Here is a 23,971-nt window from a genome sequence, read left to right on the forward strand (position 1 = left end):
GCAGGGCGGACCGGCCGGCCCCGAAGGGGCTACTCGGCAGCAGACAGCCGATACCCGTACGTGTACGGCCGGTCCGCATGCAGCAGGTACTTCTCGAGCGGCGGCGCGCCCCACGAGTCGTTGCCGCCGACGCCCATCTGCCGGTGGTTGACGCCGAGGACCGTCTCCTTGCGCGGCTTCAGCTCGTACGGATGGCCGGGACCGTCCAGGTCCGACGGCGCGTAGTGCAGGGCGCTCAACTCCAGCTGGTCCGCGCCGTCCGAGTGGACCGCGAGGCCCATGCTGTGCCTTCCGGCGTCACCGGTCAGCGTGCCCCACCGGGTACCGGTGACATTGCCGCACTCCTGCGGCCGTACGTAATCCGTGTACTGCTCGGTCACGGTGGTGCGGTAACGGCCCACGAACGCCCCGGTGTTGCGGTCCCAGTAGTTCTCGTGCGGACCGCGCCCGTACCAGGTGAACGTCTCGTACCCCTCGGGCACCGTGATCAGCGCACCGACCAGCGGCAGGTCGGGCAGCCCCGTGCCGGGCGTGAGCGTGTGCTCGACGCGCACCTCGCCGTCGCCGCGCACCGTGAAGACCGTCTCGTACGCGGACGGGGCGGGCGAGGTCGGCAGCGTGGCCGACACCTCGATCGTCACGACCGTCTTGCCCTCGGCCGTCACCTTCACGCCGTCCACGGTCCGCTTCGCCCCGGCGTCGCGCCAGGTGCGCAGCGACTCGTGGGCCTTGCGGCCGATGTCGTTGTCCGTGGGGGCGCGCCAGAAGTTCGGCACCGGGCCCTCGGTGAGCAGCCGCTCGCCCTTGTGCCGGAAGTCGGAGAGCGTGCCCTTCGCCTTGTCCAGGACCACCTCGAAGTCCCGGCCCCGGACGGTGACGCGCGCGTCCGTCTCCTCGTACGTCAGCGGGGGCAGCGTGCCGGGATCCGGGTCCGGCGGCGCGGGGGCCTGCCACGCCGTGAGGGCGAGCTGCTCGGCGGCGATCACGTGCCCGGCCTCGGCCCAGCGGGTGTCCTCGCGCAGCACGAGCGCGAGATTCAGCCAGTACTCGGCGCCCGGCTTCGGGCTGCCCGGCCGGTCCAGGGGCAGGTCGACGGTCGCGGTGCCGCCGGCCGGGTCCGCGTCGGGTGCCTTGGCGCTGCCCTCCTGGACGGTCTCGCCGTCCCGGGTGACCTGCCACCGCAGCTCGTACGCCGAAAGGCCGGTGAACAGCTGCCGGTTGGTGACCGTCACCCGGCCGCGCCCCGCGTCCGCCTCCGAGGCGGCGAACCGCACCTGCTGGTAGACCTTCTTGACCTCGTACAGCTCGGGCTCGGGCTGCCGGTGGCCGTTGACGATGCCGTTGCAGCAGAAGTTGGAGTCGGTCGGATAGCCGTCCACCCAGTCGCCGCCGTACGACAGATAGCTGCGCGAGCTGTCCCCGGGCACCGGCAGCTTGATGGTCTGGTCGACGAAGTCCCAGATGAAACCGCCGTACAGGTTCGGGTACTTCTCGATGACGTCCCAGTACTCCTGGAAGTTGCCCGAGCTGTTGCCCATCGCGTGGGAGTACTCGCACAGGACGAACGGCTTGGGGTTGCCGGACTTGCCGTACGCCTCGACCCAGTCCGGCTTGGCGTACATCCGGCTCTCGACGTCGGCGACCTCGTTCATCTGCTCGTAGTGCACCGGCCGTGAGGGGTCGCGGCGGTGCGTCCAGTCGGACATGGCGCGGAAGTTGTCGCCCGCACCGGCCTCGTTGCCGAGCGACCAGACGAGCACCGACGGGTGGTTCTTGTCCCGCTCGACCATGGAGCGCATCCGGTCCACACAGGCGTCCGTCCACTCCGGGAGCGAGCCGGGGAGGCGGTCGCGGACCTCGTGGGTCTCCAGGTTGGCCTCGTCGACGACATACAGGCCGTACTCGTCGCACAGGTCGAGCCAGCGCGGGGAGTTGGGGTAGTGCGAGGTGCGGACCGCGTTGATGTTGTGCTGCTTCATCAGGTGGATATCGCGGAGCATCGTCTCCTCGGGCACGGCCTGGCCGTGCTCCGGGTCGGTCTCGTGCCGGTTGACGCCCGCGAACACGATCGGCTGCCCGTTGAGGGTCAACTTCCCCGGCCCGTACGCGAATTCGCGGAAGCCGAGCCGGACCCGCTGGGCCTCGAGCCGGTTGCCGTCCGGGGTGTGCAGGGTGAGGACGACCGTATAGAGGTAGGGGTGCTCGGCGGACCACTGCTCGGGCGCCTTCACCGGGCTCTTCAGGGTGAGGTCGGCGGTGCCCCCGGCGGCGGGCGCGGCCTCGCCGGACAGGCCCCGCGTGGCGACCGGTCGGCCGTCGGCGTCGTACAGGGTCGCCTCGATGCGGTGCGCGGCGGTGGCCTCGGCGGTGCGGTTGCGGAGCCGGACGGCGAGCGTCAGCGTCGCGTCCCGGTAGGCCGCGTCGAAGGCGGTACGGACCTCCACGTCGTCGATGTGGACGCGCGGCACGGCGTACAGATACACCTCACGGAAGATCCCGGACAGGTCGATCATGTCCTGGTCCTCCAGCCAACTGCCGTCCGACCAGCGGTGCACCTGCACGGCGAGGAGATTCTCACCCGCCTTGAGGTGCTCCGTGACGTCGAACTCGGCGGGCGTGTAGCTGTCCTCGCTGTAGCCGACCGGCTTGCCGTTGACCCACAGGAAGAAGGCCGACTTCACGCCCTGGAACGAGATCAGGGTGCGGCGGCCGTCACCGCGCCAGTCGTTCGGCACGGTGAAGGTGCGCCGGTAGCAGCCGACGGGGTTGAAGTCCTTCGGGACCTTCGGGAAGTCCGGCTTCTCGTAACCCACCCACGGATACTTGATGTTGAGGTATATCGGCTCCCGGTAGCCGTGCATCTCCCAGTTGGACGGCACCGGCAGGTCGTCCCAGGAGCCGTCGTCGTAGCCGGGCTGGTGGAAGCCGTCGGGCAGGTTCGTCGGGTTCTCGGCCCAGCGGAAGCGCCAAGCCCCGTTCAGGGAGCGGAAGTACGGGGACTTCGCGCGGTCGCCACGCAGCGCCGCCGCCTTGTCCGGGTACGGGATCAGCGCGGCCCGGGCCGGTTCCCGGTTGACCTGGAAGACCGTCGGCCGCGCGTCCCACTCGTCACCTCCCGGGGCCGCCGCGCCCGCCGTTCGGCCATGGGTGGCCGCGAAGGCCGTCTTCTGGCTTCTGAAGGCCGCGTATCCGGCGAGTGTGCCGCCGCCCGCCGCGAGAAAGGCCCGTCGTCCCCACGTGCTACTCGTCTCCATGCCCCACAAGACACCACAAGTCCCATAGGGATTCAACAGTTTCGCACAAGGTGACTCAACGGAAGCTTCGGCGAGATCAGTCGCCCGTGCCGCCGTCCGCGCCCCTGCCTGTGCCGCGCACCGCCACCGTCAGGGCGTCGTTCCGCACATCCGCGACGAGCGTGTCCCCGGCCTCGGCCTCGCCGCTCAACAGCAGCGACGCGAGCCGGTTGTCGAGCTCGGTCTGGATCGTGCGGCGCAGCGGGCGGGCCCCGAACTCCGGCCGGTAACCGTGCGCGACCAGCAACTTCTTGGCCGCCTCGGTCACTTCGAGGGTCATGCCCTGGGCGTGCACGCGCCGCTTGGAGCCGTCCAGAAGCAGATCCACGATCCGGCCCAGATCGTCCTCGGCCAGGCCGTGGAAGACGATGATGTCGTCAATACGGTTCAGGAACTCCGGCAGGAAGCGGCCGCGCAGGTCGTCCATCAGGGCGTCCTTGATCTCGGACGTGTCGCCCTTGTGCGCGAGGATGCGCTGCGCCCCGATGTTGGACGTCATGATGACGACGCAGTTGCGGAAGTCGACGGTGCGGCCCTGCGCGTCGGTGAGCCGCCCGTCGTCCAGGACCTGGAGGAGCGTATTGAAGACGTCCAGGTGCGCCTTCTCGACCTCGTCGAAGAGGAGCACGCTGTACGGCCTGCGGCGCACCTGCTCCGTGAGCTGACCGGCCTCCTCGTGCCCGACGTATCCGGGCGGAGCCCCGACCAGGCGCGAGACGGTGTGCTTCTCCTGGAACTCGCTCATGTCGAAGCGGATCAGACGGTGCTCGTCACCGAAGAGCAACTCGGCGAGCACCTTGGCGAGTTCGGTCTTGCCGACCCCGGTCGGACCGAGGAACAGGAAGGAGCCGACCGGGCGGCCCGGGTCGCCCATGCCCGCACGGCTGCGGCGTACGGCGGCCGATACCGCGGTGACCGCCTCCTCCTGCCCGACGACCCGCGAGTGCAGCGCCTCCTCGAGGTCTAGCAGCTTCTCCCGCTCGCTCGACGTCAGCTGCGCCACCGGAATGCCGGTACGGCGCGCCACGACATCCGCGATGTCCTCGGCGGTGACCGCGACGACGCCCTCGCGCCGCTCCGCGATCCCGGCGACCTCGCCCTCCAACTGGTCCATCCGCTGCTTGAGTTCGGCCGCTCGCTCGAAGTCCTCGGCGGCCACCGCCTCGTCCTTCTCGCGGCCCAGCTTCGCCAGCTCGTCCTCGCGCTCCACCGCTTCGGTGGACCGGCCGAGCGACTTCAGGCGGACCCGGGCACCGGCCTGGTCGAGCAGGTCGATGGCCTTGTCCGGCAGGAACCGGTCGCTGATGTACCGGTCCGACAGCTCGGCCGCGGCGGCCAACGCCTCGTCCGTGTACCGGATCTGGTGATGCGCCTCGTACGAGTCCCGCAGGCCCTCCAGGATCTGAATGGTCTCCGCGACGCTCGGCTCGGGCACCGTCACCGGCTGGAAGCGCCGCTCGAGGGCCGCGTCCTTCTCGATGTACCTGCGGTACTCGTCAAGCGTGGTGGCGCCCACCACGTGCAACTCGCCCCGGGCCAGGGCCGGTTTGAGGATGTTCCCGGCGTCCATGGCGCCCTCACCGGCGGCGCCCGCGCCGACCACGGTGTGCAGCTCGTCGATGAAGACGATCACCTCGCCCTCGGCGGCCGTGACGTCCTCGATGACCTTCTTCAGCCGCTCCTCGAACTGGCCCCGGTACTGCGCCCCGGCCACCAGGCCCGACAGGTCAAGGGCGACGACGCGCTTGTCCTTGAGCGTCTGCGGCACATCACCCGCCACGATCCGCTGGGCCAGGCCCTCGACGATCGCGGTCTTGCCGACACCCGGCTCACCGATCAGAACCGGGTTGTTCTTGGCCCGCCGGGACAGGATCTCGACGGTCTGCTCGATCTCCTCGGCCCGCCCCACCACCGGGTCCAGCTTGCCCATCCGGGCCTCTTCGGTGAGGTCCCGCCCGAACTCGTCAAGCGTCGTACCGGCCATCGCGGCGGCTCCGGCCCCGGCGGCGGAGGCGGGCGCTCCGGTGGCGTCCGCGCGGGCGGCCGATTCGGCGCGGCCGCGCAGCGCCTGCGGGTCCACGCCGTGCGTGCGCAGCAGCTGCCCCGCACCGGCGTCGGGGTCGCCGAGCAGCGCGCCCAGGATGTGCTCGGGGCCGATGTACGACACCCCGCTCGCCTGCGACAGCTCGTAGGCCCGCAGCAGGGTGCGCTTGGCGGCCGGGGTGAGCCCGGGCTGCGCGGACGGCTCGACGCTCTCGCCGGGCAGCGACTTGGCGACCACGTGCCCGAGCTCGTCCGGATCGGCCCCGGCATGCTCGAGCAGCGTGCGCGTCGGGTCGAGCTGCGTGCACGCCCACAGCAGATGCTGGGTGTCCAGGTCCCGGCTGCCGTCCCGCACCGCCCGCGTGGTGGCGTGCCCGATCAGCTCCCGCGCCGAGTCCGTGAGCAGCCGCCCGATGGGCACCCGCTGCACCGCGGGCGGCGACGACATCGGTGACGTACCGAAGAACCGGTTGAGCAGCTCGTGAAACGGATCGGGGGAGTCGAACGCGCCGAACGACATGGACATGGGGACCCTCCGGGGGTGGACGAGGCGGCGGCTCCCCCAGTGCAGCAGTGACCTGGCCCTAGCGGCCCGCGTTGTGGGGCAACCGAGTGACTTGCCGTCGGCTGGGTGGCCGCACCCTGGGGGCTGCGCCCCCAGACCCCCGCTTTCGCGCAGGGGGGTACCTCCCTGCTCGAGCGAAGCCGAGAGCTTGGGGAGCGCTCGTCCGCAAACGCCGGACGGGCTGATATTTGCCGGACGGGCTGATATTGCCCGTGCACCGAACGGCCCCGTACCGGCGGCACCCGTGCGCCGTTCGGCTGAGGCTTGCCTCATGACCCCTGAGCGCAGCTTCCTCGCGGAGATCAAGGACGCGGTGTCGGCCCGGTCGGCGCTGCTCGTCCTGGGCGTGATGGCCCTCGGCGTCCTCTTCATCGCCTCGTACGCGGGTGCCTTCCACCAGCCCAAGCCGAAGGACATCACCTTCGCCGTGGTCGCCCCCGAGCAGGTCAGCGGCCCGATGGTGGCCCAGCTGAACAAGCTCCCGGACGATCCGCTCGACACCCGGGCGCTGCCCTCGGAGGCCGAGGCCCGGCAACAGATCATGGACCGCAAGATCTATGGCGCGCTCGTCGTGGACCCGCGCGGCACCGAGGACAAGCTGCTCGTCGCGAGCGGCGGCGGCTCGGCCGTGTCCGATGTCCTCGTCGAGCTCATCGGCCAGGTGGAGGCGGCGCAAGAGCCCGCCCGGACCGCGCGGACCACGGACGTCGCGCCCATCGACAAGGGCGACTCGCGCGGCCTGTCCTCGTTCTATCTCGTGGTCGGCTGGTGCGTGGCGGGCTATCTGTGCGCGGCGATCCTCGCCATCAGCTACGGCGCCCGGCCGCAGAACCTGCGCCGCGCGATCATCCGCCTCGGCGCCCTCGCCCTGTACGCCATCGCCTCCGGACTGCTCGGCGCCGTGGTGATCGGGCCGCTGCTCGGCGCGCTGCCCGGATCCGTGGTGAACCTGTGGTGGCTGGGCGCGCTGATCGTGTTCGCCGCGGGCGCGACCACCTTCGCGTTCCAGGGCATGCTCGGCATCATCGGCATCGGTCTGACCATTCTCGTCATCGTCATCGCGGGCAACCCCAGCGCGGGCGGCGCCTATCCGTACCCGCTCCTTCCGACGTTCTGGCGGGCGATCGGGCCCGCCCTGATCCCGGGCGCCGGCACGTGGTCGGCGCGCTCCATCGCGTACTTCGACGATCACGCGATGCTCGGTCCGTTCCTGGTCCTGGCCGCGTGGGCGGTCGGCGGGACGCTGCTCACGCTGCTGTTCTCGACCCTCAAGAAGGGCCGCGAGGCGGTGGAGGCGAGCGAGGTCCGGCAATGACGCCCACGCACCACCGAGCTCGTCAGACCCCCCAGTAGCGTCGGGCCCGCGAGCGGCGGCGGAAGAGGGCGAACGCGCCCACGGCCAGGGCGAGCGCACCGGCGGCCGCGGCGCCGCCCGCCACGGCCCAGGGCGCGCGGTCCGAGTGGGCGGTGGCTGCCTGGGCCACGTCCGGTCCCGCGCCCGCGGTCGCCTGCGGCTGCGGTGGCACGAGCGAGCCGACCGGACGCACCCGGCCCGCCGCCTCGAAGCCCCAGTCGAGCAGTTTCCTGGCCTCCTCGTACACCGCCTGACCGCCGCCCTTCTGCGGGTTCATCACCGAGACGACCAGGGTGCGCCCGGCCCGCTCCGCCGCCGCGACGAGGGTGTGTCCGGCGCCGCTGGTGTAGCCGTTCTTGATGCCGATGATCCCCGGGTAGCGTTCTACGCCGTCCGCCCCGGTGAGCAGCCGGTTGGTGTTGTGGATGTCGTACGTCGCGCCATCGGACGGGAACCGGGCGGACGCGGTCGAGGAGTACCGCCGGAAGTCCGGGTGCTTGAGGCCCGCATGTCCGAAGACCGCCAGGTCGAACGCGGAGGAGACCTGACCCGGGGCGTCGTAGCCGTCCGGCGACACCACCTTCGTGTCCCGGGCGCCCAGCTCGCGCGCCTTCGCCTCCATCTGCCGGGCGGTGGCCTTCCAGCCGCCGTTCATCGCCGCGAGGACGCGCACCGCGTCGTTGCCCGAGCTGAGGAACACGCCGCGCCACAGGTCCGCTACGCGGTAGCTGTGCCCCGGCGATACGCCGACGAGGCTGCTGCCCTCGCCGATCCCCTTCAGTTCGGCCTCGGTGACCCGGTGCCGGTCCGCGGCGGCGTGCTTGGGCAGCGCGGTGAGCGCGAAGAGCGTCTTGATGGTGCTGGCCGGGGGCAGCTTGAGGTGGGCGTTGCGGGCGCCCAGGACGTCGCCGTTACCGGCGTCCGCGACCAGCCAGGACCGCGCCGACACCCCGCGCGGCGGCTTCGGCGCACCCGGCTTCGGTCGTACGTGGGTGCCGTCCTGGTGCAGGAGCGCGGCGGGCGCAACCGCCGGGCGGGGCGGCGTCGGCTCGGTCACGACCCGGGCCGCGCCCCGGGCCGACGGGGCCGCGACGGCGGGCGCGAGCAGCACCGGCAGCGTGGCGAGCGCGCAGGCGAGTGCGGAGGCGGAGGGCCCCATCAGGGACCGGGCAATTGATCTGATGGCCATTCAGAAAATCTAGAATCCACCGCCCCGGCCACGGTGACCCCGGGCCGGTCCCCGCCGGACAACACCCTCATGCTCCGCCCCGGTTGCGAAGCCGCCGGTTGTGTGTCCGTGGGATCGCCGTCGGCATCGCCCGTCGGTCACCGGCCGGGTGAGGCGCGGAGGTGCCCTTGTGGCATGCCTGTGGAGGCATTCTCAGTGTCAACCTCCGGTAACGGTTCGTGAAACGGAAGCCTCGACCTCGTACAGACCTGGGCATATGGTGGTAATAGGCGACGACGCAATCCCTAGGGGGTGTCGCCATGGCGGTCGAAGAGCTCGTCACCGCGGGGATAGGAGCCCTGTCCGCCGGGGTCGTCTACGTGGCGGCGGCGGCCAAGGTGGTCAAGCAGTACGAGCGCGGCGTCGTGTTCCGCCTCGGCAGGCTCCGTGACCAGCTGCGGATGCCCGGGTTCACCATGATCGTGCCGATCATCGACCGGCTCCATAAGGTCAATCTGCAGATCGTGACCATGCCGGTGCCCGCGCAGGAAGGCATCACCCGGGACAACGTGACCGTGCGGGTCGACGCGGTCGTCTACTTCAAGGTCGTGGACGCCGCCAGCGCGCTCGTACGCGTCGAGGACTACCGGTTCGCGGTGTCGCAGATGGCGCAGACCTCGCTGCGGTCGATCATCGGTAAGAGTGAGCTGGACGATCTGTTGTCGAACCGCGAAAAGCTCAATCAGGGCCTGGAGTTGATGATCGACAGCCCGGCGGTCGGGTGGGGTGTGCACGTCGACCGGGTGGAGATCAAGGACGTATCGCTGCCGGAGACCATGAAGCGCTCGATGGCGCGGCAGGCAGAGGCGGTTCGTGAGCGGCGGGCCCGCATGATCAACGCGGACGCGGAGCTCCAGGCGTCGAAGAAGCTGGCCGAGGCCGCGCACCGACTGGGGCACGAGCCGGCCGCGCTCCAGCTGCGTCTGCTGCAGACCGTCGTGGCGGTCGCGGCGGAGAAGAACTCCACGCTGGTCCTGCCCTTCCCGGTGGAGCTGCTCAGGTTCCTGGAGCGGGCGGCGGAGGTCCAGGAAGAGGCCCTGCACCCGCACGAGGCGGCCGGGAAGGAGCCCGCGGTCGAACCCTCGGAGGCGGACGAGGAGCCGGCGGTGGAAGCGTCCCCGAGGGACGAGCAGCTGGATCTGGAAGCCTCGCTCACGCCGGAGGAGCGGCGGCGGGTGGAAGCGGCATTGGAGTCCGAAGCGTCATCGGAGTCCACTGAGCAGTCCCTTGAGGAGTCGCTCGGGGAGCTCCCGCCCACCGATCGGCTTCCGTAGTGAACTGCCCGGCCACGCCCGGCCGTTCACGTCCCCCTCACGCTGTGCCTGCCCGGTGCACGACATGTGCGTCCTCCCCGCGCTGAGCTCGGCGTAGCGTGGGACCGTATCGCCCCGGGCGGATCGTCGTGCGCCGTCCGTACTTTGGGTACGCCGCCGCATCGTCCTGTTCGGCGGGGCCGTTCCGCCGGGCAGAAAGGCTCGCTCACGTAGCCGTCGCCGCCCAACCACGAGGTCAGCGCGGTGCGGACGAAGTGCCCGGGCCTGCCCGTTCCGCGGACCGTGGTGTCTTGAAACCGGATGCCGCGGTGCGTACGTCGAAGCCGAGGAGGGGCGGCGGCGGTGAGAAGGAGGTCTCAGATATTGAGTTCGTCGCCCACAACGCGCACTGTTGTGCGGGGGACATCGGTATCGGTCACGGTCACACCGTCATTCGTAGCGGAGAAGTCTCAAAGAGACCTGAGATTCGATCTTCACTTGATTCTCACGGAACTTTGACCTTTGTGGAGCAGATTGCGTCCATGACATCGATGACATGCAGCACAGCCGAAGAGGCAAGGGCATGGGCGCGCATACAAGTGCGCGCACAGGGGGAGGCGCTGGTTCCGGTCTGTCCGCACTGCGGACGGGTGCAGTGCATCTGCCCGACCCAGGTGAGGGGGACCGCGAAGGCGTGGATGCCTATGGCGTGATCGCCCCGAGGAGGGCCCGCGCACACAACTCCCGTACCTCTCGCCGGGACAGCGCGGGCTCCTCCAGCCACTCCAGACAGACGGCGACGAGAAAGGCCAGCCAACCGCGCACCGCGAGCCGCAGCGCCGACGGCTCGAGCAGGGTGCCCGCGACCTCAGGGTCCGCCGCGAGCGCCGCCAGGATCTGCCGTTCCTGCGCGGCCAGACCGTCCTGATACACGCGGCGGGCCGCGGGGTCGCCCGCGGCCTCGGCCCGGTGGAAGGCCCGGAAGCCGGCCGCGTGCGTCTCGACGTACTCGAGGAACGTGTCCAGGCCCGCGCCGAGCTGCTCGCGCAGCGGCACGCCCGGCACGGCGGCCGTGAGCCGCAGCATCCGCTCGCTCTCCCGCCGCACGACGGCGGCGAAGAACTCCCGCTTCGTCGGGTAGTAGTGGTACAGGAGTCCGCGGGACACTCCCGCGATCTCGGCGACCCGCTCCACCCATACGTCGTCGTAGGGATCCTCCGCGAACAGCCGCGCCCCGACGGTGAGGAGCTGCTCGCGGCGCTCCTCGGTGCTCATCCGGCGGCGCCGGCTCCGCGCTTCCGGTATCTCCTGTTTCACCCGCTCTCCCCGGTTCGCCGTGGGCTCCTCGCTGTGCTCCTTCGCGGCCATGCGCGCACCTTACTTGACGCGAGTTCAATAGCGGCAGCACACTGACGAGGCTATTGAATCGACGTATAACAACAGGCGTGAGTGAGCCCAACCTGCCTGCCGCACGAGGGAGATGGCGTCATGACGCAGACGCAGGCGGTGCCGCCGGTGCCGCAACGGGGCTTCCGCAGCGCGGAGCTCGGCTGGCCCGAGCTCCACCGCATCCCGCATCCACCGCACCGGATTCCGCTGCTCGGCGATGTGCTCGGCGCAAGCGTCCGTACGCCGATCCAGGATTCGATGCGGATCGCCCGCACCCTCGGCCCGGTGTTCCGGCGCAAGGGTTTCGGGCGGGAGGTCGTCTTCGTCTGGGGCGCGGCGCTCGCGGCCGAGATGGCGGACGAGGCACGGTTCGCCAAACACGTCGGGCTCGGCGTCGCGAATCTCCGGCCGATCGCGGGCGACGGACTGTTCACGGCGTACAACCACGAGCCCAACTGGCAGCTGGCGCACGACATTCTGGCCCCCGGATTCAGCCGCGAGGCGATGGCCGGATACCACCCGCTGATGCTCGACGTGGCCCGCCAACTGACCGACCGGTGGGACGCGCAGGCGGCGGCCGGGCGGCCGGTGGACGTGCCCGGGGACATGACGAAGCTGACCCTGGAGACCATCGCACGCACCGGATTCGGCCATGACTTCGGCTCGTTCGAGCGCACGCGGCTCCACCCCTTCGTCACCGCCATGGTGGGAACGCTGACCTACGCCCAGCGCCTGAACGCCACACCGCCGGGGCTCGCGACGCTGGTGCTGCGCGAGGCGAAGCGGCGCAACGCCGCGGACATGGCGTATCTGAACCGGACCGTGGACGACCTCGTACGCGACCGCCGGGCGACCACCACGGCCGAAGACGCGGGCCACCGCGACCTGCTCGACCGGATGCTGCGGGTGGCGCACCCCGAGACGGGGGAGCGGCTTTCGGCCGAGAACATCCGGAGGCAGGTCCTCACTTTCCTCGTCGCCGGGCACGAAACCACCTCCGGCGCCCTGTCGTTCGCGCTGCACCATCTCGCCCGCGAACCCGAGGTCCTGGCCCGCGCGCAGGCCGAGGTGGACGAGGTGTGGGGCGCGGTGGACGAGCCCGGCTACGAGCAGGTCGCCAAGCTCCGCTACGTACGGCGGGTGCTCGACGAGACGCTGCGCCTGTGGCCCACGGCGCCCGCGTTCGCGCGCGAGGCCCGCGAGGACACCGTGCTCGGCGGCGTCCACCCGATGCGCCGTGGGGCGTGGGCGCTCGTCCTGACGATGATGCTGCACCGCGACCCGGCGGCGTGGGGCGAGCGCCCCGAGGACTTCGACCCGGACCGGTTCACGCCCGCGGCGGTACGGGCCCGGCCCGCCCATGTCTTCAAGCCCTTCGGCACCGGGGCGCGGGCCTGCATCGGGCGGCAATTCGCGCTGCACGAGGCCACGTTGGTGCTCGGCCTGCTCCTTCGCCGCTACGACCTGCGGCCCGAGCCCGGCTACCGGCTGCGCGTCGTGGAACGCCTGACGCTGATGCCGGAGGGCCTGCGGCTGACGCTGCGCCGCAGGGGCTGAACGAGCGTGGCCGACATGTGTCGAGCGGTCCGTTCGTTTGGAACCGTGCGGTGACGTAGGGCACTCTTCCCCTTCGTGTCGAACGTGCCGCAGCAGATCCAGCCAACCGGCCCCGCCCACCGCATGGTTGTGTGCGGGGACGACGCCCTCGCCCACCGCCTGGCCACCGAGCTGCGTGAGGTGTACGGCGCCCGGGTGACCCTCGTCGTACCGCCCGCCGGAAGACACGGCAGCCCGCGGATGCCGCTGTCCGGCAGGGCCCGGGCCACCTCGCTGCTCGGCCGGGTGACCGCGGCGATGGGCCGCGGTCAGAGCAACGGGAGCGGCGAGGAGGCGACTCCGTCCCTGGAGCGGGTGATCGAGGCGGCGGAGCCGGGCGACGAGGCGCTCACCGAGGCCGGGGTGGAGCAGGCCACGGCCCTTGCCCTGGTCCATGACGACGACGAGACGAACATCCGGGCCGCGCTCGTCGCCCGCCGCCTCAACCCGCGCCTGCGCCTGGTCATCCGGCTCTACAACCGCAAGCTCGGCCAGCACCTGGAGGAACTCCTCGACCAGGCCGCCGAGTTGGCCCTGCCGGGCATCGACGCGGCCGCGCTCGACGCCTCCACGACCGTGCTCTCCGACGCCGACACCGCCGCCCCGGCCCTGGCCGCCACCGCCGTCGCGGGCACCAGCAAGGTCATCCAGGCCGACGGCCTCCTCCTGCGCGCCGTGGAACGCACCCCGCCACGGAGCGGCCGACTCCCGCACGACTACCTGTGCGCCCTCGCGCTGCTCTCCTCCACGAGCAGCGACCCCGGCGGCGCCGAGGGCTCGGAGGACAGCGGCGACGGGCCCCAACTGCTCCCGGACGACGCCGACGTGGCCGCGGCCGCCGGGCGCGGCACCGTCACCCTGGAGGCCATCTCCTACTCGGGGCCCGCACTGTCCCCGAGGCGGCGCCTCTCCATCGGTGGCGCCCCGCTGGGCGAGCTGTTCTCGCGCCGCCTGCGCTGGTCCCTCGCCGGGCTCGCGGCCGCGGTGATCGCCCTCGCCGTGGCGTCCTGGGTGATCAGCGACGAACCCCCGCTGCACGCGGTGTATCTGTCGCTGCTCGACCTGTTCGCCATCAACGATCCCGCGATCGACGAGCGGCCCGGACGGCAGATCCTGCAACTCCTCTCCGGATTCGCCGGGTTGCTCCTGATGCCGGTGCTGCTCGCCGCCGTCCTGGAGGCGCTCGGCACCTTTCGTACGGCCTCGTCGCTGCGCCGTCCGCCGCGCGGTCTGTCGGGGCATGTGGTGCTGCTCGGGCTCGGCAAGATCGGCACCCGGGTCCTGGGCCGCCTGCGGGAGCTGGACATTCCGGTGGTGTGTGTGGAGGAGGACCCCGAGGCGCGGGGTGTGCCGCTCGCGCGGCGCTTCGGGGTGCCGGTGGTGCTCGGCGACGCCACCCAGGAGGGCGTCCTGGAGGCCGCGAAGATCCATCGCGCGCACTCGCTGCTCGCCCTCACCAGCGCGGACAGCACCAATCTGGAGGCCGCGCTCTACGCCCGCTCGGTCAAGTCCGATCTACGCGTGGCCCTTCGCCTGTACGACGACGAGTTCGCCACCGCCGTCTACCGCACCCTGCGCGCCGCGCACCCGCACGCGCTGACCCGCAGCCGCAGCGTGAGCACCCTGGCCGCACCGGCCTTCGCGGGGGCGATGATGGGGCGGCAGATCCTGGGGGCGATCCCGGTCGAGCGCCGGGTCCTGGTGTTCGCCGTGATCGAGGTCGCGGGCCACCCGGAGCTGGAGGGCCGGACCATCGCGGAGACCTTCCGGCCCGGGGCGTGGCGGGTGGTCGCGCTCGACGTCCAGGCCCCGGACGACCGGGTGCCCGACCTGGCCGCGAACCCGTCGTCGTACGAGGGGCATGAAGAGAACACGGAGAACAAGGAGCCGGGCCTGGTCTGGGATCTGCCCCCCGACTACGAACTGCGGGCGCAGGACCGGGTGGTGATCGCGGCCACCCGCCGTGGCGTGGCCGAACTCCTCGGCCGTGCTCCGCGCCGGGATGTCGGAGCACCCGGCCGGGGCTGACCGCCGTCGCCCCGGCCGGGTGCGCTCAGTCGGCGCCGCTCACCGGGCGCCTGTTACTCGTACGGCTCACTTGGTGCCGAAGACGACCGCCAGCGGCTGCGGCGTCTTGTAGATGGTCGACGGCTCGGAGACGTGGTCGGCGCCGAGGTACAGCCGGTCGTTCGCGAAGAGCATCCGGCGGTCGGTCTCGAAGCGGGACTCCATCTCGTACGACGAGGACGGGTTCTGCAGCACCTTGGTCTTCTTCTTGACCGAGGGGTCGATCTGCCACACCGCGCCGCCGGACTCCGACATGATGTCGCTCTCCTGGTACGCCATCACATTGCCGTCGTCGTCGAGCCCGATCGGCAGGAGCTGGCCCTCGTCGGCACCCGCGATGCGGCCCGTCTGCTGACCGGTCTTGAGGTCGAAGGCGACGATGTCGTTCTCGCCCTCCGAACCGCTCGGCTTGATCGTCGGCAGGTACAGGGTGCCCGCCTTCTTGCTGACCGCGAGCTGCTTGCAGCCGTTCACGGTGGTGGGCGCGCACTCCGACTCGTACTTGCCGTACTTGCCGCCCTTGTTGCTGATCCGGCCGAGCACCTTGCCCTGCGCGGCGGAGTCGTCGATGGACAGGAACTCGGAGGTGCCGGAGCCGCCCCCGGAATTACCGTCGTCGACCGCGACCACCAGCGGGTCGACCGAGACGACATGGGCGTACTCGGTGCCCTGCGGCAGCGCGAGGCTGGACTTGGCGGTGCGGTTGCGCGGGTCGACCGTCTGCACCTGGAGCTTCGGGGCGTCGGTCTCGCCGCAGTTGCGGATGGCGACCATCTTCTCGGCGTTGCCCGCGTAGCCGATGTCGGGGCACTTGTCGCCGTACCCCTGGCTCCACAGCGGCTTGCCGTCGAGGCTCCAGGCCGCGGTGCCGCTGCCGCCCCCCGCGGCGACCGTGCCACCGCTGATGGTCACCTCGCTGAAGTCGGCCGTGAAGCCGTCCTCGTCCTTGGACTGCTTCGTCCAGACGAGCTTGCCCTTGTTCAGGTCGACGAGGCCGACCTCGGTGCAGGTGGGGGTGTCCTCCTTGTCGTTCTGGAACACCACGGCTATCAGGCCGTCCTCGGTGGGCTGCTGCGAGGACCAGCAGACCTCACCGGTGAGCGGTATCTCCCACTGTGCTTTTCCTCCGGCGAGCGGATAGCCGGTGAGTTTTTTCAGATCCGTCTTCACGAAACTCTTGTCGGTCGTCCACATGCCCATGGCGCCGGTCAATTCGCTCACTTTGGCCATGGGGACCTTGGCGAGGACCTTCGCCTGGGCGGCGGTGTCCTCGGCGCCGCCACCCTGCCCGCTGTCGGTGCCCTTTTCGGTGCCGCCGCAGGCGCTGAGCGCCAGGGTGGCCGCGCCGATCAGGGCCACACCGGTCAGCCGGCGCCGTTGCCGGCGGGCGGGCAGGGCGGAGCGCAGAGTCATCGAATTCTCCTCAGGGTTCAGTTCCCGGACCGTAAGCGGCCGGGTTTGACTACCTCGCTTTCGAATCTTTGCGGGGAATCGATTGAACGCCAAATTCCGCATCCCTGTCCGGTGGTTCATTTGAACTGAACCGGAGGACATTTAAATGGGTACGGGAATTCAGCTCAGTTCGTAGAAGCCGCGCCCGAAGGTCGCCGCGAGCAGCCGGGCGCGCGACGGGTCGTATTCGATGTCGTCGACCGGCACGGCGGGCAGGCCGCGCCCGAACCGCTGCCAGCTGTCGCCACCCGAGGGGGAGCGGAACACGCCCTGGTCGGTGCCCACGATCAGCTCCGAACCCGCCCCGACCACCAGGTCGTTGACCGGCGCGTCCGGCAGGTTCCCGGACAGGTCCTGCCAGGTGCGCCCGCCGTCGGTGGAGCCGTACACATGGGCGAGCGGGGAGCCGGAGCGGTAGCCGGAGTGGGTGGAGTACACCCGCTGCGGGTCGGACGGGTCCACCACGACGCGGGTCACCCAGGGCCGCCCCTCGGCGAGCTTGGTCCAGTTCTTGCCGCCGTCCTCGGTGACCCAGACCCGGCCGTCGTCCGTCCCTGCGTAGATCGTGGAGCCGTCGGCCGCGGGCGCGATCGACGAAACCGTCCCGTAATTAGGGTAGTTCGGGTCATCGCCGGGCCCGCCGGAGAGATCCGGGCTGATCGCCTTCCACGTCTTGCCGCCGTCCGTGGAGCGGTTGACCACCTCGGCGCCGTAGTAGAGCACCTTCGGGTCGTTGGGGTCGTGCACCACGGGCGTGAACCAGTTGCGGCGCTTGTACGTCGTCCTGTCCGCGAAGTACGTCAGGGTGTCGCCGCCGTCCGAGGAGCGGTAGCAATTGCCGTACTGGTAGCAGGCGATCACCTTGTCCGAGTCGGTCGGGTCGATCAGGTTCTCCTCCCCGTCGCCGCCCAGATACTCGTTGAACCGCTCGCCGCCCCAGGAGCGGATCGAGCCGTTGTCCTGCGCGCCGCCGGAGATCCGGGACGGATCCTGCGGGGTGATGGCCGCGCTGTAGAGCTGGGTGTACGGCTGGTGTTCGGCCTTGACCCAGCCGCCGTCGCCGTTCGTGTCCGAGCGGTACACGCCGCCGTCGTTGCCCAGGTACACCCGGCCCGGCTTGCGCGGATCCCAGACCATCGCGTGCTGGTCGACATGGATCGAGGTGTCGTCGTACGTCCAGGTGGCCCCGGCGTCCTTCGACGTCATCAACGGCACACCGGCCGCGTGCAGATGGGTGGAGTCGGCCGGGTCGGCCCAGATCTTCCCGAACCACCAGCCGAACGAGGACTGGGAGCCCTTGAGTTGATCGTCCGCCGGAGTCTTCCGGAAGGTGTCGCCGCTGTCGTCCGAGGCGTAGAACCCCTCGAAGGGCCCGTCGGTGGTGTTCACCAGGGCGTAGACCCGCTCGCCCGCGACCGTGAGCCCGATCCGCCCCACGTCCGGGCCCGCCTCGGGCAGCCCGCCGCCGAGCCGCTGCCAGCTCTTGCCGTCGTCGTCGCTGCGGAACACGCCGGAGCCGACGCCGCCGTAGGTGCGCCGCTCGGGGGTGCGGCGGTGGTCCCACAGGACCGCGTAGAGCCGCTCGTCCTGCACGAAGATCTCGGTGGCGCCGGTGAATTCATTGGCGCCTTCCAGGATCCGCTCCCAGGACTTGCCGCCGTCCTCGGAGCGGTACACGCCCCGGTCGCCGCCGCCGTTGTAGAGCGAACCGGCCGCGGCCACGTACACCCGCTTCGGGTTGTCGGGGTCGACGGTGATGGCGCTGATCGCCCCCGAGTCCCGAAGGCCGCTCGGCTTCCAGCTCTTGCCGCCGTCCGTCGACCGGTACAGGCCGGTGCCCTCGTACGTGATGCTGCCGCCACCGGGGTTGGGCTCGCCGGTGCCCGCGAACAGGGTGCCGTCGGGGCTCGCCGCGACCGCGCCCATCGCCTGGGTCGCGTCGTCCGGCCAGGCCGCCTGGAAGGTCTTCCCGGCGTCGGTGCTGCGCCAGATGCCGCCGCTGGCCGCGGCCGCGTACAGGGTGTCGGCGCGCTTCGGGTCGAGGGCGAGCGAGACGATCCGGCCGCCGATGTTGGTGGGCCCGACCGCCTTCCACTCGCCGCCCGCGACGGGCAGTTGGCGCGCCTGCTCGGCGGCATCGGCGTGCGCGTGCCGGGGCAGCGAGTCGCCCGGCAGCGCCTTCTGCTTGTAGCGGTACTCGGCCGGGGCGGCGGGCCCGCGCACCGGCCGGTACTCGTCCGGAGGCGACGGCGCGGCGTCGGCCGGGCCGGTGAGCAGGGTGAGGCCCACGAGGGGCGCGAGGACAAGGTGGAGCAGTCTGCGTCTGGGTGCGGAAGGTCTGGCCGCAGAAGGTCTGAGCACAGGGACCCCTCTTCTTGGTCATGGCCATATCAATGGACGGGCCTGACGGTACGAGAGAGGAGCGCGGCAGCAGAAGAGGGCGAAGCGGCCTTTGTGGAGGGCGAGTTGAGAGGGTGTGGGCTTGCAGTAGCCCTACGCTGTGAGCTCGCTCAGGACCTCCTCCAGCCACGCCACATGCGTCTGGAGCGCCCGTCCCTTGTAGTCGTGCACGTGGTCCAGGATCCGCACCATCCGCTGCGGGTCCACGCCCGGCAGCCACGGCTCCGCGCGGACCTCCCGGGCCCGGAACCGCTCCACCTGAGCCCGCCGCGCCGCCAGTTCGGTCCGTACGAGGTCCACGCGCTCGTCGTCGGTCAGGAAGATGGAGAAGGTGTACCGGATCAGGAACTCGGGGTCGCCGAAGTCCGCGGACGGCTCGTACGGTTCGGTCAGCCGCTCGCGCAGGGCCCGCTCGCCCGCGGGCGTCACGCGGTGGACCTTGGCGTCCGGGCGCCCCACATTGCGCTGCACCGTGCAGGTCACCCAGCCGTCGGCGGTCATGCGGGCCAACGTCCGGTAGATCTGGCTCTGTTGACTGCGCAGCCGGATCATGCGCCCCATCTCGCTGTCCAGCCAGCGCTTGAGGTCGTATCCCGTACAAGGCCGCATCGCCACGAATCCGAGCAGCACGTGCTCGAACTTCATCTCCCCACCGCCTCCGTCGGCATATGGCACTAGTCACCTATGGCACGCGGCACCTATGATCGCGCCGCCCCCCAGCCATACCCCCGGTCCGAGGAGACCCTATGTCCCGCTCCGCGCCACCTAGGCGCCGACTCGGCCGGGCCCTGGTGGCCTGGCTGTCCTGCGCGCTCGCCGCGGTGGCCGTCGCCCCCACGCCCGCCGCGGCCGACGACGGGGCACCGTCCGGGCACACACTCGTCCGTACCCACAACGGCTGGGTGCGCGGCGAGACCACCGCCGACGGCGGCCGGTTCCTCGGCATCCCGTACGCCGCGCCGCCCACCGGCGACCGCCGATGGCAGCCGCCGAGCCCCGCCGCCCCCTGGGACGGCGTCAAGGACGCCACCGCATACGGCAACGGCTGTGCGCAGAACACCTACTGGGCCCCGGGCCACGAGGAGCAGCGCACGACCGAGGACTGCCTCGACGTCAACGTCTATACGCCGGACCCCGACCCCCGCCGGAGCACCGCCAAGCAGCCGGTCATGGTGTGGATCCACGGCGGCGCCAACATCGGCGGCATGGCCCGCGACATCGACCCGGGCGCCTTCGCCCGCCGCACCGGCACCGTCGTCGTGAGCCTCAACTACCGCCTGGGCGCCTTCGGTTTCCTCACCCTGCCCGGCACCACGGGCAACTTCGCGCTCCTCGACCAGCAGCAGGCACTGCGCTGGGTACGGGCCAACATCGGCCGCTTCGGCGGCGACCGGGACCGCGTCACTCTCGCCGGGGAGTCCGCGGGCGGCGGCGCCGTCTGCGCCCAGCTGGCGTCCCCCGGCAGCCGCGGCCTCTACCGGGCGGCCATCATGCAGAGCGGCACCTACCGGGACTGCGCCGGGACGCCCCGTGACCGGGCCGTCGACACCGGCCTCCGCTTCGCCGCCGAACTCGGCTGCACCGAACCGGCGCGAGCGGCGGACTGCCTGCGCGGCAAGTCCGCCAAGGAGCTCCTCGACGCGCAGCAGCGCTTCGGCGGCACCACCGCGACCTGGGGCTACACCGTCGGCGGCGACGCGCTCCCGGAGCAGCCCGCCGCGGCGTTCGCCTCCGGGCGCGCCTCCCGGGTGCCCGTGATGAACGGCGCCAACAGCAACGAGGGCCTGGTCTTCGCGTACGACACCTTCGACCGCTGGGGCAAGCCGCTGACCGCCGAGGCGTACCCGCGAGCACTCGCCGACGCCTTCGGTGAGGAGACGGGCGAGGCGGCCGAGGACCGCTACCCGCTCGCCGCCTACGACCGGCCGGGCTACGCCTACGCCGCCGCGTTCGGCGACCAGCTCTTCGCCTGCCCGGCGCTGCGGGTCAACCCGCTCCTGGCCGGGCGCGGCCGGGTGTACGCCTACGAGTTCGCGGACCGCACCTCGCCGCTGTTCGCCTCGCTGCCGCAGGACGCCGACTTCGACTTCGGCGCCACGCACGCGGCCGAGCTGAACTACCTGTTCAAGCCGTACGGCCGGGCGGCGGACCTCAACCCCGAACAGCGGGCGCTCTCCGCCCGGATGACGGCCTACTGGGGCTCCTTCCTCCACGGCACCGTCCCCCGCGCCACCGGCCAGGAGCCGATGCCCGAGCAGGGGGCACGGCCGGGTGCGGTGCTGCAACTGCGCACCGCGTCGGCGGGCGGCAACACATCGACGGACGGGCTCGACGAGGCCCACCACTGCGACCTGTGGAACGCGGCGGCGAACTGACCGGCTACGACGGTTCGCTTCGCCCCTGAACCCCTGCCGGGGCCCAGCCCAATGGGCCCCAAGGGGCCGGGGCGGAGCCCCAGTTACGGGAAGGGGGCGGGGCTTACGCGGTCTCCTCCGTAAGGTCGTCGGGGCCGACCGTGCCCGGTCCCGTGTGGCCCGTCAGGGCGAGCGTGAGATCCAACTCGGCGAGCAGGCACCGTAGGACGTGGTCGACGCCCGCCTGTCCGTCGAGCGCGAGCCCGTACGCGTACGGCCGTCCGAGCAGCACCGCGTCCGCGCCGAGTGCGAGCGCCTTGAAGACGTCGTCGCCGGTGCGGATGCCGCTGTCGAACAGCACGGTGAGCCGGTCCCCGACGGCCGCCGCGACCCGCGGCAGCGCGTCCGCCGCGGCGACGGAGCCCGCCACCTGCCGCCCGCCGTGGTTGGAGACCACCACGCCGTCCATCCCGGACTCGGCCGCCTGCCGGGCGTCGTCCGGGTGCACGATGCCCTTCAGGACGATCGGCCCGTCCCAGTGCTCCCGCAGAAACGCCAGGTCCGGCCAGGTGTTCCCCGGGTTCGAGAACATCCCGAGGAAGTGCGCGACGGCCGCGTTCGGATCCTCCTGCACCGGCTTGCCGAGCCCGGCCTGAAACGCCGGGTCGGAGAAGTAGTTGGCGGTCCCGACGCCGTGCAGGAACGGCAGAAACGCCTGGTCGAGATCGCGCGGCCGCCAGCCGAGCATCGGGGTGTCGAGCGTCACGACGAGCACGCTGAACCCGGACTCCTTCGCACGCCGCAGAAAGGACTTGGTGACCTCACGGTCCTTGGCCCAGTACAGCTGGAACCAGCGCTCCGCGTCCCCCAACGCCTCCGCGACCTGCTCCATCGGCGTGCTGGAGGCCGACGACAGGACGTACGGCACGCCCCGCGCCGCGGCCGCGCGGGCCGCCGCGGGCTCGGCGTCCGGATGCAGGATCGACAGCACACCCACGGGCGCGAGCGCGACCGGCGCGGGCAGCGGGCGCCCCAACACCTCGACGGACAGGTCCCGTTCACCGACGTTCCGCAGCATCCGCGGCACGATCCGCCGCCGTGCGAGCGCCGCCCGGTTGGCCTCGGCGGTCGAGCCGGTGCCCGCCGCGCCCGCCACATACCCGACCGGGCCGGGCCCGAGCCGCCGCGTGACGAGCTCCTCGAGGCGGGTGAGATCGGTCGGCAGCCGGGGCACCGCCCCCGCCATCCCGTTGAGGTAGATCTCGTACTGGAAGTCCGCCCAGTGCTGCGCCATCCGCGGCCCGCCTCCTGACGTCTGCGCCTGAATTCGCCTGTGCTCCCCGCGTGTTGCACGCCTATGGGATACGGCGCATGAGCCGCTGGTCAAGGGTTGGTTACCGGCCAGTCGGTACGGGCGGGCGGTCCGCCCTGGCGCGGGGCGAGCTCAGGCCGTGGCGGCCGTACGTATCAGCCAGTCGTACGCGGCCCGCGCGGTGAACTCCGCCTGCCCGCCCGGGAACAGGAGATCCGCCGTGCCGAACCCCGGGTCGTCCGCGCTCGCCGCGACATACGGCAGCGCGACGCACCGCATCCCGGCCTTGTGCGCCGCGACCACACCGGGCGCCGCGTCCTCCATCACCACGCACGCGCCGGGCTCCGCTCCAAGACGGCGGGCCGTCTCCAGGAACACGTCCGGCTCCGGCTTGCCCCGCTCCACCTCGTCCGCCGAGACCACCGTGGTCAGAAGCGCGTCGAGCCCGGTGCCGCGCAGGATCGCCTCGATCGCCGCCCGGGACGAGCCCGAGGCCACGGCCATCGGCACCCCGTCGGCGTGCAGCAGCTCCACGAACCGGCGCATCTCCGGGTAGACGTGGGTGTCGGCGCTCGCCAGCTCCAGATAGAGCCGGTTCTTCTCCGCGAGCAGCTCGGCGAGCGGTGCCGTGAGCCCGTACTCCGTACGCCACAGCTCAAGCGTCTCAGCGGTGGAGATGCCGACGTAACGCTCGTGATCGGCCCAGGTGAAGCCGGTGACACCGCGCCGGGCGAGCACCTGCCGCCCCGCCTCGAAGTAGTTGGGCTCACTGTCCACCAGGGTGCCGTCGAGGTCGAAGATGACGGTGGTGTGCGTGAGGCCGGGGGGCGCGCCGTTGGGGGTGCTCATGCGTCAAGGATGCCAAGGGCGGACAGCGGGCGGATCAGCCAACAGGCGGATAAGAGGCCGATCAAGAGGACGACTCACAGGCAGATCAAGAGGGCGACTCACAGGCCGATCAGGAGGACGACGCCGCGGCCCGGCCCACCGACTCCACCAGCGGCAGCATCCGGCGTGGCACCCGCTCCCGCAGCGCCATCTCCGTGCGGGTGCGGACCACGCCCGGGAGCTGGATCAGCTGTTGGACCACGTCCTCCAGGTGACCGGCGTCCCGGGCCACGACCCGGGTGAGCAGATCCCCGCCACCGGTGATGGAGAACGCCTCGATGATCTCCGGCACTTCGGCGAGCGCGTCACCCACCGCGTCCAGATGCCCCTGCGTGACCTCGATGTGGACGAAGGCGAGCACCGGGTGGCCGAGAGCGGCGGGGGAGAGGGACGGCCCCATGCCGGTGATCACGCCGTCCCGCTCCAGGCGGTCGAGCCGGGCCTGGAGGGTGCCGCGGGCGATGCCCAGGATCCGCGCGTACTCGCGCACGCTGGTGCGCGGCTGCTCCAGAAGCAGCCGGAGGATCCGCGTATCGAGCTCGTCCACCGCCATGGTCCGTTGGCCTCCCGCTTGTCCGTGACGCCCTGCTGGGACTGTGCCAATGGTACAGCGATCGAGGAACCACTTGAGCCAGCGGGCCTAGGGGTGGTCTCATGGCACCAGTCGATGGCGCTGCGGAATCCGCGGCGCCTTTTTCATGCCGCCACCTGTCGGCATGGGGTGATGTCGTCGGATTGGCGCAGCGGAGACCCCGCGGGCGCCGGCTGGGGGACGGA

Annotated in this window: 15 protein-coding genes; 5 read left to right on the forward strand and 10 right to left on the reverse strand. The window is 71.3% G+C overall.

Going from position 1 to position 23,971, the window contains the following annotated elements; translation table 11 throughout:
• Positions 1 to 29 precede the first annotated feature (29 nt).
• Positions 30 to 3,254 carry a glycoside hydrolase family 2 TIM barrel-domain containing protein gene (locus ACWD10_RS16135; RefSeq protein WP_451091243.1) on the reverse strand — a complete coding sequence of 1,075 codons (3,225 nt, stop codon included), beginning with the start codon at positions 3,252 to 3,254 and terminating at the stop codon, positions 30 to 32.
• 76 nt (positions 3,255 to 3,330) lie between these two features.
• Complete coding sequence (locus tag ACWD10_RS16140) at positions 3,331 to 5,862, reverse strand: ATP-dependent Clp protease ATP-binding subunit (RefSeq protein WP_451091245.1); 2,532 nt, start codon at positions 5,860 to 5,862, stop codon at positions 3,331 to 3,333.
• A gap of 310 nt (positions 5,863 to 6,172) precedes the next feature.
• On the opposite strand from ACWD10_RS16140, the gene ACWD10_RS16145 reads away from it, so the two are divergent.
• Positions 6,173 to 7,216 carry a DUF3533 domain-containing protein gene (locus ACWD10_RS16145; RefSeq protein ID WP_451091247.1) on the forward strand — a complete coding sequence of 348 codons (1,044 nt, stop codon included), beginning with the start codon at positions 6,173 to 6,175 and terminating at the stop codon, positions 7,214 to 7,216.
• A 22-nt stretch (positions 7,217 to 7,238) separates the two neighbouring features.
• Here ACWD10_RS16145 and ACWD10_RS16150 read toward each other — a convergent pair whose 3' ends face one another.
• Positions 7,239 to 8,444: a D-alanyl-D-alanine carboxypeptidase family protein gene (locus ACWD10_RS16150; protein ID WP_451091249.1), complete on the reverse strand. Its 1,206-nt coding sequence runs from the start codon at positions 8,442 to 8,444 to the stop codon at positions 7,239 to 7,241.
• 299 nt (positions 8,445 to 8,743) lie between these two features.
• Here ACWD10_RS16150 and ACWD10_RS16155 point away from each other — a divergent pair, with 299 nt between their 5' ends.
• On the forward strand, positions 8,744 to 9,757 hold the full coding sequence (locus tag ACWD10_RS16155) for a slipin family protein (RefSeq protein WP_451091251.1): 1,014 nt from the start codon (positions 8,744 to 8,746) through the stop codon (positions 9,755 to 9,757).
• 681 nt (positions 9,758 to 10,438) lie between these two features.
• On the opposite strand, the gene ACWD10_RS16160 is transcribed toward ACWD10_RS16155, so the two are convergent.
• Positions 10,439 to 11,104 (reverse strand): TetR/AcrR family transcriptional regulator, encoded by a 666-nt coding sequence (locus ACWD10_RS16160; protein ID WP_451091253.1) that lies wholly within the window; start codon positions 11,102 to 11,104, stop codon positions 10,439 to 10,441.
• Positions 11,105 to 11,224: 120 nt separating this feature from the next.
• Here ACWD10_RS16160 and ACWD10_RS16165 point away from each other — a divergent pair, with 120 nt between their 5' ends.
• Positions 11,225 to 12,682: a cytochrome P450 gene (locus ACWD10_RS16165; RefSeq protein WP_451091255.1), complete on the forward strand. Its 1,458-nt coding sequence runs from the start codon at positions 11,225 to 11,227 to the stop codon at positions 12,680 to 12,682.
• A 123-nt stretch (positions 12,683 to 12,805) separates the two neighbouring features.
• The gene (locus ACWD10_RS16170; RefSeq protein WP_451091422.1) at positions 12,806 to 14,749 is read left to right on the forward strand and encodes an NAD-binding protein; all 1,944 of its coding nucleotides are present in this window, start codon (positions 12,806 to 12,808) and stop codon (positions 14,747 to 14,749) included.
• 66 nt (positions 14,750 to 14,815) lie between these two features.
• Here ACWD10_RS16170 and ACWD10_RS16175 read toward each other — a convergent pair whose 3' ends face one another.
• From ACWD10_RS16175 to ACWD10_RS16185, 3 genes are all read right to left on the reverse strand, one after another.
• Complete coding sequence (locus tag ACWD10_RS16175) at positions 14,816 to 16,201, reverse strand: outer membrane protein assembly factor BamB family protein (protein ID WP_451091257.1); 1,386 nt, start codon at positions 16,199 to 16,201, stop codon at positions 14,816 to 14,818.
• 159 nt (positions 16,202 to 16,360) lie between these two features.
• Entirely contained in the window at positions 16,361 to 18,529 is a 2,169-nt protein-coding gene (locus ACWD10_RS16180; protein WP_451091259.1) for a WD40/YVTN/BNR-like repeat-containing protein, read from the reverse strand.
• Positions 18,530 to 18,733: 204 nt separating this feature from the next.
• A complete protein-coding gene (locus ACWD10_RS16185; protein ID WP_451091261.1) occupies positions 18,734 to 19,285 on the reverse strand; it encodes a PadR family transcriptional regulator in 552 nt (183 codons plus the stop codon).
• Positions 19,286 to 19,386: 101 nt separating this feature from the next.
• On the opposite strand from ACWD10_RS16185, the gene ACWD10_RS16190 reads away from it, so the two are divergent.
• Positions 19,387 to 21,015 carry a carboxylesterase/lipase family protein gene (locus ACWD10_RS16190; RefSeq protein ID WP_451091263.1) on the forward strand — a complete coding sequence of 543 codons (1,629 nt, stop codon included), beginning with the start codon at positions 19,387 to 19,389 and terminating at the stop codon, positions 21,013 to 21,015.
• Between the two features lie 103 nt (positions 21,016 to 21,118).
• Here ACWD10_RS16190 and ACWD10_RS16195 read toward each other — a convergent pair whose 3' ends face one another.
• The 3 genes from ACWD10_RS16195 to ACWD10_RS16205 all read right to left on the reverse strand — a co-directional run bounded on the left by ACWD10_RS16195 (position 21,119) and on the right by ACWD10_RS16205 (position 23,747).
• A complete protein-coding gene (locus ACWD10_RS16195) occupies positions 21,119 to 22,288 on the reverse strand; it encodes a lactate 2-monooxygenase (RefSeq protein WP_451091265.1) in 1,170 nt (389 codons plus the stop codon).
• 150 nt (positions 22,289 to 22,438) lie between these two features.
• Complete coding sequence (locus tag ACWD10_RS16200) at positions 22,439 to 23,155, reverse strand: HAD family hydrolase (protein ID WP_451091267.1); 717 nt, start codon at positions 23,153 to 23,155, stop codon at positions 22,439 to 22,441.
• Between the two features lie 109 nt (positions 23,156 to 23,264).
• On the reverse strand, positions 23,265 to 23,747 hold the full coding sequence (locus tag ACWD10_RS16205; RefSeq protein ID WP_451091269.1) for an Lrp/AsnC family transcriptional regulator: 483 nt from the start codon (positions 23,745 to 23,747) through the stop codon (positions 23,265 to 23,267).
• Positions 23,748 to 23,971 lie beyond the last annotated feature (224 nt).

This window comes from Streptomyces sp. NPDC002851 (genome assembly GCF_053591935.1).